The organism is Micromonospora sp. NPDC052213 (assembly GCF_040679695.1).
Classification (GTDB): domain Bacteria; phylum Actinomycetota; class Actinomycetes; order Mycobacteriales; family Micromonosporaceae; genus Micromonospora.
The window spans coordinates 1-8,744 of record NZ_JBFAVI010000233.1 but is presented as its reverse complement, the minus strand read 5'-3'; the positions used below and the strand labels follow the sequence as shown (position 1 = coordinate 8,744).

Below are 8,744 nucleotides of genomic sequence, written 5' to 3'. Positions count from 1 at the left end.
ACCCCCCCCCCCCCCCCCCGGCCCCCCCCCCCCCCCCCCCCGGGGCCCCGCCCCGCCCCGCCGCCCACCCCCCCCCCGGGCCCCCGGCGCGGCCCGGGGGCGACGGCAGGACGGACGGATCACACGGATGACGAGCACCGGTGGCGGCGACGGTTCCTGGCTGCGCGCGGTGACCGGGGACGGCGGTCGCGGCCCGCTGCTCACCCGGGCCGGCCAGCTCGTGTACGGCGCCCGCCGCCTCGGCGAACTCACCCACCGGCGGCCGAGCGGCATCACCGGCCACCAGTGGAGCACGGCCACCCGGGAGGGCTACGACTTCGTCGTCTGCGCCGCCGACACGGCCCGACCGGTCTTCGCCGTCGAGGTCGGCCCGGTCGCGCCCGCCGGCTCCGCCGGGCAGCGCGCCGAGCGGATGAAGAACGTGGTCGCCGAGGCGGTCGGCCTGGCGGTGCTGCGGATCGGGTCGCCCACGCTGCGCGCCGACGAGCACGGGCGGCGGATCGTGGCGTACGTGATCGACGCCCGCGCCTACGCGGCGCTCGGCGCGGGGGAGCCGGAGGCGGGGGACGTGCCCCCGATCGGGTTCCGCGACATCGTCGGCCGGCTGCCCGACGGGCGGACGGGCCACGTCAACGACCTCGGCGCGCTGGCCCGGGCCGCGGCGGTCGACGCGTACGTGTCGCGGGGGCTGGTGGACCCGATCGTCCGGGGGCTGCACCTGCGCTGGCGGGGCGGGCCGGCCGAGGGGTGGAGCTGGGTCGAGGTGCGTCCCGGCGCCTGCCTCGTGGAGCGGGTGACGGTGCACGAGCAGCGGGTCTCCGCCGGCGTGGACCCGGCCCGCCTGGCCGAGGACCTGGCGGCGATGGCCGTCGGTCAGCGGCTGCGCGAGCTGGAGACGGCCGAGCCGGTCCTGACGCCCCGCGAGGAGCTGCTCGCCGACATCCGGCGGCTCGAATCGCGGCGCGACGAGATGGCGCACGGGTTCGCCTTCGCGCACCTCTGCGCGGACTGACCCGCCCCGGCGCCGCACGGGCGTACCCCGGCGGCCCCGGCCGTCGTCAGGCCGGCGCTGCCGCCGTCCGGCCGGGGGCGGCGGTCGGGGTGGCGCCGGCCCGCAGGGCCTCGATCCGCCTGGCCCGGGAGCGGACCGCGAGGAGGTTGCCGGCGGCCACCAGCAGGGCCAGACCGAACAGGCCCAGCCAGAGGGCGTCGGTGGAGAACCGGGCGGCGACCAGCCCGCCGAGGGTCGGCCCGGCGAAGCTGGCGAAGGCGTAGCCGAGCGAGTAGACCCCCTGGTAGCGGCCGCGCTGCGCCGCCGGCGACAGGTCCGCCGTCAGCGCCGAGTTCGCCGGGGTCATCAGCATCTCGCCGAGTGTCCAGACCGCGACCGTGAACGCGTAGAACCACACCGCGTCGGCCAGCGCGGTCAGCGCGAAGCCGGCGCCGACCACCACGACGGCGGCGGCGATGGTGCGGGACCGGTCGAAGCGGCCGACCAGCCGGGGCACGAAGAGTTGCCCCAGCACGATCATCAGCCCGTTGACCGCGATGACCGGCCCGTACGCCGACGCCGGCAGGCCGTCGGCCTGCAACGCGACGGGGAGCATCACGCTGCCCTGGATGCAGAGCCAGGCCAGCCCGGTGAGGGCGGTGAAGGTCAGGAAGACCCGGTCGCGCAGCACGGTGCCGAGCCCGCCGGAGTCGGCGCGGGTGAACTGCCCGACGGTGACCGGGGCGGGGCGCGACTCGGGCACCTTCAACCCGATCAGCGCGGCGGTGCCGAGCAGCACCGCCGCGTTGACCACGAACAGCAGCAGCGGATCGGCGCGGACCAGCAGGCCGGCGACGGTCGCGGCGACGGCGAACCCGATGTTGATCGCCCAGTAGTTGAGCGTCAGGGCGCGCAGCCGGTCCCGCTCGCCCACCACGTCGATGATGGTGGCGGTGAAGGCCGGCCGGGCGACGCCGAGGAAGAGCCCGAGCAGGAGGGTGAGCGCCGCGACCGCCGTGGGGTGGTCGCTCAGGCCCAGCGACACCGCCGCCGCGGCGGCGGCCACGTTGCCGACAAGCATCGCCGGCCGCCGCCCCCACCGGTCCGCGACGACCCCGCCGAGCACGCTCCCCGCCGCGCTGCCGGCCCCGTGCAACCCGATCACCACTCCGGCGTACGCGGGGCTGAAGCCCCGCACCGAGACCAGGTAGACGCCGAGGTAGATGGCGACGAAGCTACCCAGCCGGTTGATCAGCGTGGCCGTCCAGAGGTACCAGAACGTGCGGGGCAACCCGCCGGCCGTCTGGCTCCACCAGCGCGTCATCCGCCACCCCCGAGATGCGTTTGCGTAATGCCCGACAAAGCTGTCGCTCATTACACTCGGGGGGTGCGACGGTCTCGGGTCGCGTGGGCACGAATCGTGGTGGTGATCACGTGCGGCCGGAGCCGCCCGGGTCACCACCTGCCCCTTCGCCGTCCGGGTGAGTCGCCGGTTCTCGGCCGGATCCGGTTCCGTGCGGTCGGGGGAATCCGCCCGGCGCGGCCACTCGGGGGTCGCCCGGCGGTCCGTCGGGGCGGCTCGGCGAATGCGCCGCCCGCGAATGCGTCCGCCGCCGGACGCGGGCCGTGCGAATGGACGGCCGTGGGAAAAGACCGCGGGGCCCCGCTGATTCCGCAGCGTGACCCCGCGTGGACGCGAGCGTGAACCCGGCGCCAGGTCAGCGGTTCTTGTACGCCTCGGCGACCTCGACCGGGATGCGGCCGCGCTCGGAAATCTTGTAGCCGTTCTTGACGGCCCATTCCCGGATGGCCCGGTTCTGCTCCCGGTCCATTCCCGCGCCGCCCTGGGCGCCCGCCCGACGGGGCGCCCGCCCGACGTCGACGGTGCCGCGGCCGATCCGCCGGCCAGCGCTGATGTACGGGTCGAGAGCTTTCCGCAGCACACCCGCGTTCTCGTCGGAGACGTCGATGGTGTACGCCACGCCGTCCAGACTGAACTCGACGGTCCGGTCGGCCTTTCCGCCGTCGAGGTCGTCGGTCAGAACAGTGATTACTTTTCTCGCCATCGCCAATTACTCCCTGTGTGGGGCGGGGTGTGGTCAAAGTTTGACCTATCCCACGGCAATTGCGCAAGAATACGCGTCGTTTTTCATTTCGGCGGGTCGCGTTATCGCGGGAAATCGGCGTGGCCGGCGCAAAGGCGGGGGAGTTCGGTCGCCGTCCTGGCGCTGGCCAGCCTCGCGGTCCCGCTCGCCGTGGCGGTCGCCGGAGTCGGCGGCCCGGTGCGTGAGCCGCCGCTCCCGACGCGGCCGGTGGCGCGAGGAAGTGGTCTGGGTCACAGTGCGGAACAAGGGGAACGCTTTGTTACTTGAGTTGGACACGCTCAACTCAACGCGATAGCAGGTGTTCGATGGCAACTCTTCCGGTACTGCCCCTGACCGACGCCGTGCTGCTGCCCGGCATGGTCATCCCGGTGACCCTCGACCCCACCACCCAGGCCGCTGTCGACGCGGCCCGCGCCACCGGCGAGGGCACCCTCCTCGCCGTGCCCCGCCTCGACGGCGAGTACGGCCCCGTCGGCGCGGTCGCCACCATCGAGAAGGTCGGCCGGCTGCCCAGCGGCGAACCGGCCGCCGTCGTCCGCGGCCTCTCCCGCGCCCGGATCGGCTCCGGCGTTCCCGGACCCGGCGCCGCCCTCTGGGTCGAGGCCACCGTACTCGACGAACCGGCCCCCGCCGGCCGCGCCCGCGAACTCGCCCGCGAGTACCGCGCCCTGATGACGTCCGTGCTCCAGCAGCGCGGCGCCTGGCAGGTCATCGACGCGATCGAGCGGATGACCGACCTCTCCGAGCTGGCCGACTCCGCCGGCTACGTCTCCTGGCTCAGCCTCGCCCAGAAGACCGAGCTGCTCGCCGCGCCGGACGTCACCGCCCGGCTGGAACTGCTCGTCGGCTGGGTGAAGGACCACCTGGCCGAGCAGGAGATCGCCGAGCAGATCAACACCGACGTCCGCGAGGGGCTGGAGAAGTCCCAGCGGGAGTTCCTGCTGCGCCAGCAGCTCGCCGCCATCCGCAAGGAGCTCGGCGAGGACGAACCGGACGGCTCCGCCGACTACCGGGCCCGCGTCGAGGCGGCCGACCTGCCCGAGAAGGTCCGCGAGGCGGCGCTGCGCGAGGTCGGCAAGCTGGAGCGGGCCAGCGACGCCTCCCCGGAGGCGGGCTGGATCCGCACCTGGCTCGACACGGTGCTGGAGATGCCGTGGAGCACCCGTACCGAGGACAACACCGACCTGGCCGCGGCCCGCGCGGTGCTCGACGCCGACCACGCCGGCCTGGCCGACGTGAAGGACCGCATCCTGGAGTACCTCGCGGTGCGCAACCGGCGCGCCGAGCGGAACCTCGGCGTCGTCGGTGGCCGCGGCTCCGGCGCGGTGCTCGCCCTCGCCGGCCCGCCCGGCGTCGGCAAGACCAGCCTCGGCGAGTCGGTCGCCCGCGCGCTCGGCCGCAACTTCGTCCGGGTCTCCCTCGGCGGCGTCCGCGACGAGGCCGAGATCCGGGGCCACCGCCGCACGTACGTCGGCGCGCTGCCCGGCCGGATCGTGCGCGCCCTGCGCGAGGCCGGCTCGATGAACCCGGTCGTGCTCCTCGACGAGGTCGACAAGCTGGCCGTCGGCTACTCCGGCGACCCGGCCGCCGCCCTGCTGGAGGTGCTCGACCCGGCGCAGAACCACACCTTCCGCGACCACTACCTGGAGGTCGACCTCGACCTCTCCGACGTGCTCTTCCTGGCCACCGCCAACGTGGTGGAGGCCGTCCCCGGCCCGCTGCTGGACCGGATGGAGCTGGTCACCCTGGACGGGTACACCGAGGAGGAGAAGGTCGCCATCGCCCGGGACCACCTGCTGCCCCGGCAGCGGGAGCGGGCCGGGTTGACCGTCGAGGAGGTCGGCGTCGGCGACGACGCCCTCGCCCGGATCGCCGGCGAGTACACCCGGGAGGCCGGCGTGCGCCAGCTCGAACGGTCGCTGGCGAAGATCCTCCGCAAGGTCGCGGTGGCCCTGGCCACCGACCCGGCGCCGGTCCGCGTCGACGCCGACAACCTCGCCACCTACCTCGGGCGGCCGAAGTTCACCCCGGAGTCGGCGGAGCGGACGGCGGTGCCCGGCGTGGCGACCGGCCTGGCCGTCACCGGCGCCGGCGGCGACGTGCTCTTCATCGAGGCCACCAGCATGGAGGGCGAGCCGGGGCTGACCCTGACCGGCCAGCTCGGCGACGTGATGAAGGAGTCCGCGCACATCGCGCTGTCGTACCTGCGCTCCAACGGGCGCCGGCTCGGGCTGGACCCGAACGCCCTCGCCGGGCGGCGGATCCACCTGCACGTGCCGGCGGGCGCGGTGCCCAAGGACGGCCCCAGCGCCGGCATCACCATGGTCACCGCCCTCGCCTCGCTGGCCGCCGGCCGGCCGGTGCGGCCCGAGTTCGGGATGACCGGCGAGGTGACCCTCTCCGGCCGGGTGCTGCCCATCGGCGGGGTGAAGCAGAAGCTGCTCGCCGCCCACCGGGCCGGCCTGACCGAGGTGATCATCCCGGCCCGCAACGAGCCGGACCTCGACGACCTGCCGGCCGAGGTCCGTGAGGCACTGACGGTCCACACCCTCGCCGACGTCGCCGACGTGCTCGCCCTGGCGCTGCGCCCCGCCGACGTCGACGCGGACGCCCTGGGCGGCCAGGCGTTGACCGCGGCCTGACCGGCCCGTCGCCCGGCCCCCGACGCCCACGGGCGTCGGGGGCCGCCGCGTGTGCGGGTCCCGCCGGTCAGGCGCGGCCCAGCCCGAGCCGTCGGGCGTACCGCCCCATCGTGCGGGACAGCCGGGCCGGTGCGGAGTCGGGCGCGGGGATCCCGATCGGGCGGACCCGACCGTTGTGCAGCGCGGTGAACCGCCACTCGGCCGGCGTCCGCACGGCGACCAGGGTCTGGCGGGACAGCCGGCGCCGGGGCAGCCGGGTGCGCCAGGGCATCAGCACCGAGCCGGTGCCGTGCACGACGGCCACGTCGGCGGTCACCGCCCGGATCGACTCCACCTCGCCGACCAGCGCCGATCCGGCGAGTACGCCCCGGAAGAGCCGGTCGTGCGCGTCCTGCATCGGTGCCCGACCCTCCGCCCGGGTGCCGTCGTACGACACGTAGTCGGAGTCCTCGGTGAAGCAGGCGCCGTACGCGACCGCGTCGTTGTCGGTCCACGCCCGTAGCAGCCGGTCGAACAGCTCGCGGATCTCCCTGCGGTCGTTCTCGGTCATGGTCGCTCCCTGCTAAAGTTCGACTGTCGAAATCTACGTTAGCAGGAAGATTCGAATGTCGAAAAGTGAGCTGGTGTACCACGTGGCGCGGGAGATCCGGCTGCTGCAGCAGAGCTTCGACGCCTTCGACGAGGCGGCGGCCGGCCGGCTGGGGATCAACCGGACGGATCTGCGGGCGCTGGACGTCGTCCTCGGCCGCGGGCCGGTGACGGCCGGCGAGTTGACGGCGGCGCTGCGGCTCAGCCCGGCGGCCACCACCACCGTCATCGACCGGCTGGAACGGGTCGGCCTGGTGGCGCGTACCCGGGACGCCGCCAACCGGCGTCGGGTGCTGGTCGAGGCGACCGAGGCGGCCCGGGCGGCCGAGCGGAGGATCTACCGGCCGGTCGGCGAGGCCGGCCTGCGGGCGCTGACGCGGTACGACCACGGACAACTCGAGACGATCGTCGACTTCCTCACCACCGCTCGCGCCGTGCAGCAGGAGCACGCCGAACGGGTGGCCACGGAGCCGGCCGACTGACCGCTGCGCGGACGCGACGAGACCCCCGCCGGAACAACGGGGGCCTCGGTGCGTCAGTGCCGCCGGGGTCGCCGGCGGGGACGGTGTGTGTCGTCGTCAGCGCCGGTCGCGCCGGTCGCCGAAGTCGCGGTCGCGGCGCTCGCGCCGGTCGGCCCCGTCGAAGCGGCGCTCGCCGCCGCCGTCACCGTCACGATCCCGGCGTACGGTCGCCTTGCGGCCCTTGATCGTGCTGCCGCGCAGCCCCGCGATCACCTCGTCGGCCACGGCGTAGGGCACCTCCACCAGCGAGAACCGGTCGGCGATCTCGATCGAGCCGATGTCCCGGCCGCTGACCCTCGTCTCGCCGGTGATCGCGCCGACCAGGTCCTGCGGGCGGACCCCGGCACGCCGGCCGAGGCCGATGAAGACCTGCGTGGTGCCGCCGGTGCGGGGCCGGCCACCGCCGCGCCGCTCGCCCCGGCCGCCGCCCTCCGGCCGCCCCTCGCGCGGGCCCCGGACCGGGACCTGCGGGATCTCCTCCTCGTCCTCGGAGCCCGGCGAGGTCGCCTCGTGCGCCAGCTTCACCGCCGCGAGCGCCACCTCCACCAGGTCGAACTCGTCGGTCAACGACTCCACGATCGCCCGGTACGGGTCGAGGTCGTCCTCCAGCAGGCTCTCCCGCAGCGCGCCCTGGGTCAGCTCCAGCCGCCGGGTGCGCATGTCCGCCACCGTCGGGATCTTGTCGATGGTGATCCGCTGGCCGGTGACCCGCTCGATGGTCTTGAGCATCCGGTGCTCGCGCGGCTCGGCGAGGGTGATCGCCACGCCCTCCCGCCCGGCGCGGCCCACCCGGCCGATCCGGTGCACGTACGACTCGGGGGCCGACGGCACGTCGTAGTTGACGACGTGGGTGAGCTGCTCGACGTCGAGGCCGCGGGCGGCCACGTCGGTGGCCACCAGCAGGTCCGCGGTGCCCGTGCGCAGCCGGCCCATCACCCGGTCGCGCTGCTCCTGGCTCATCCCGCCGTGCAGCGCCTCGGCCCGGTAGCCCCGGCCGTTCATGGTCTCGGTGAGCCGGTCGACCTCCTCCCGGCTGCGGCAGAAGACGATCGCCGCGGTGGGGGACTCGACGTCCAGCACCCGGCCCAGCGCCGCCGGCTTGTGCGCCCGGGCGACGATGTACGCGCTCTGCCGCACCCGGGGCGCCTCGCCGGCCACCGGCTGCTCCCGGGCGATGAGGATGCGCACCGGGTCGGTCAGGTGCTGGCGGGCCAGCCCGTCGATCCGCGCCGGCATCGTCGCCGAGAACAGCACCGTCTGCCGCTGCGCGGGCGTGTGCTCCAGGATCGCCTCGATGTCCTCGGCGAAGCCCATGTCGAGCATCTCGTCGGCCTCGTCGAGCACGACCGTGGCCAGCGAGCCCAGGTTGAGCGTGCCCCGGGCGATGTGGTCCAGCGCCCGGCCCGGGGTCGCCACCACCACGTCCACGCCCATGTCCAGGGCGCGCAACTGCCGGCCGATCGGCTGGCCGCCGTAGATGGGCAGCACCCGGGTGCCCAGGTCCTTGCCGTAGCGGTGGAACGCCTCCGACACCTGCACCGCCAGCTCCCGGGTTGGGACCAGCACCAGCGCCACCGGGTCGCCGGGCCGCTCGTCGGGCATCCGCTGCAGCAGCGGCAGGGCGAACGCGGCTGTCTTGCCCGTACCGGTGGCCGCCTGCCCGAGCAGGTCCCGACCGGCCAGCAGGGGAGGGATCGCCTCCCGCTGGATCGGCGTGGGCTCCTCGTACCCGAGGGCGGACAACGCCCCCAGCAGCTCGGCGCGCAGTCCGAGATCCGCGAAGGCGGTCACCTCGTCGGAGGCGTCCCGGGAGGGGTCGGTCGGTGGGTCGTGCCGTACGGGTGCGGAACTCATGCGGCAAGCTTTTCATCATCCCCGGCCGGCGGTTCCGGCGACC

Annotated in this window: 7 protein-coding genes; 3 read left to right on the top strand and 4 right to left on the bottom strand. The window is 74.7% G+C overall.

Annotation, left to right across the window (positions count from 1 at the left end; genetic code table 11):
* Positions 1-127: 127 nt before the first annotated feature.
* Complete coding sequence (locus AB0L34_RS31440) at positions 128-1,012, top strand: hypothetical protein (RefSeq protein WP_363709011.1); 885 nt, start codon at positions 128-130, stop codon at positions 1,010-1,012.
* Between the two features lie 46 nt (positions 1,013-1,058).
* On the opposite strand, the gene AB0L34_RS31435 is transcribed toward AB0L34_RS31440, so the two are convergent.
* Together AB0L34_RS31435 and AB0L34_RS31430 are read right to left on the bottom strand one after the other, a co-directional pair.
* Entirely contained in the window at positions 1,059-2,315 is a 1,257-nt protein-coding gene (locus AB0L34_RS31435) for an MFS transporter (protein ID WP_357462038.1), read from the bottom strand.
* A 394-nt stretch (positions 2,316-2,709) separates the two neighbouring features.
* Positions 2,710-3,057: an Lsr2 family protein gene (locus AB0L34_RS31430; protein WP_350707584.1), complete on the bottom strand. Its 348-nt coding sequence runs from the start codon at positions 3,055-3,057 to the stop codon at positions 2,710-2,712.
* Positions 3,058-3,401: 344 nt separating this feature from the next.
* Here AB0L34_RS31430 and lon point away from each other — a divergent pair, with 344 nt between their 5' ends.
* Positions 3,402-5,738: an endopeptidase La gene (gene lon, locus AB0L34_RS31425; RefSeq protein ID WP_363709008.1), complete on the top strand. Its 2,337-nt coding sequence runs from the start codon at positions 3,402-3,404 to the stop codon at positions 5,736-5,738.
* A gap of 67 nt (positions 5,739-5,805) precedes the next feature.
* On the opposite strand, the gene AB0L34_RS31420 is transcribed toward lon, so the two are convergent.
* Positions 5,806-6,288, bottom strand: coding sequence for an SgcJ/EcaC family oxidoreductase (locus tag AB0L34_RS31420; protein WP_363709006.1), 483 nt, complete (start codon positions 6,286-6,288; stop codon positions 5,806-5,808).
* Positions 6,289-6,343: 55 nt separating this feature from the next.
* Here AB0L34_RS31420 and AB0L34_RS31415 point away from each other — a divergent pair, with 55 nt between their 5' ends.
* A complete protein-coding gene (locus AB0L34_RS31415; RefSeq protein ID WP_350707590.1) occupies positions 6,344-6,808 on the top strand; it encodes a MarR family transcriptional regulator in 465 nt (154 codons plus the stop codon).
* A 96-nt stretch (positions 6,809-6,904) separates the two neighbouring features.
* On the opposite strand, the gene AB0L34_RS31410 is transcribed toward AB0L34_RS31415, so the two are convergent.
* Positions 6,905-8,701: a DEAD/DEAH box helicase gene (locus tag AB0L34_RS31410; protein WP_363709004.1), complete on the bottom strand. Its 1,797-nt coding sequence runs from the start codon at positions 8,699-8,701 to the stop codon at positions 6,905-6,907.
* Positions 8,702-8,744 lie beyond the last annotated feature (43 nt).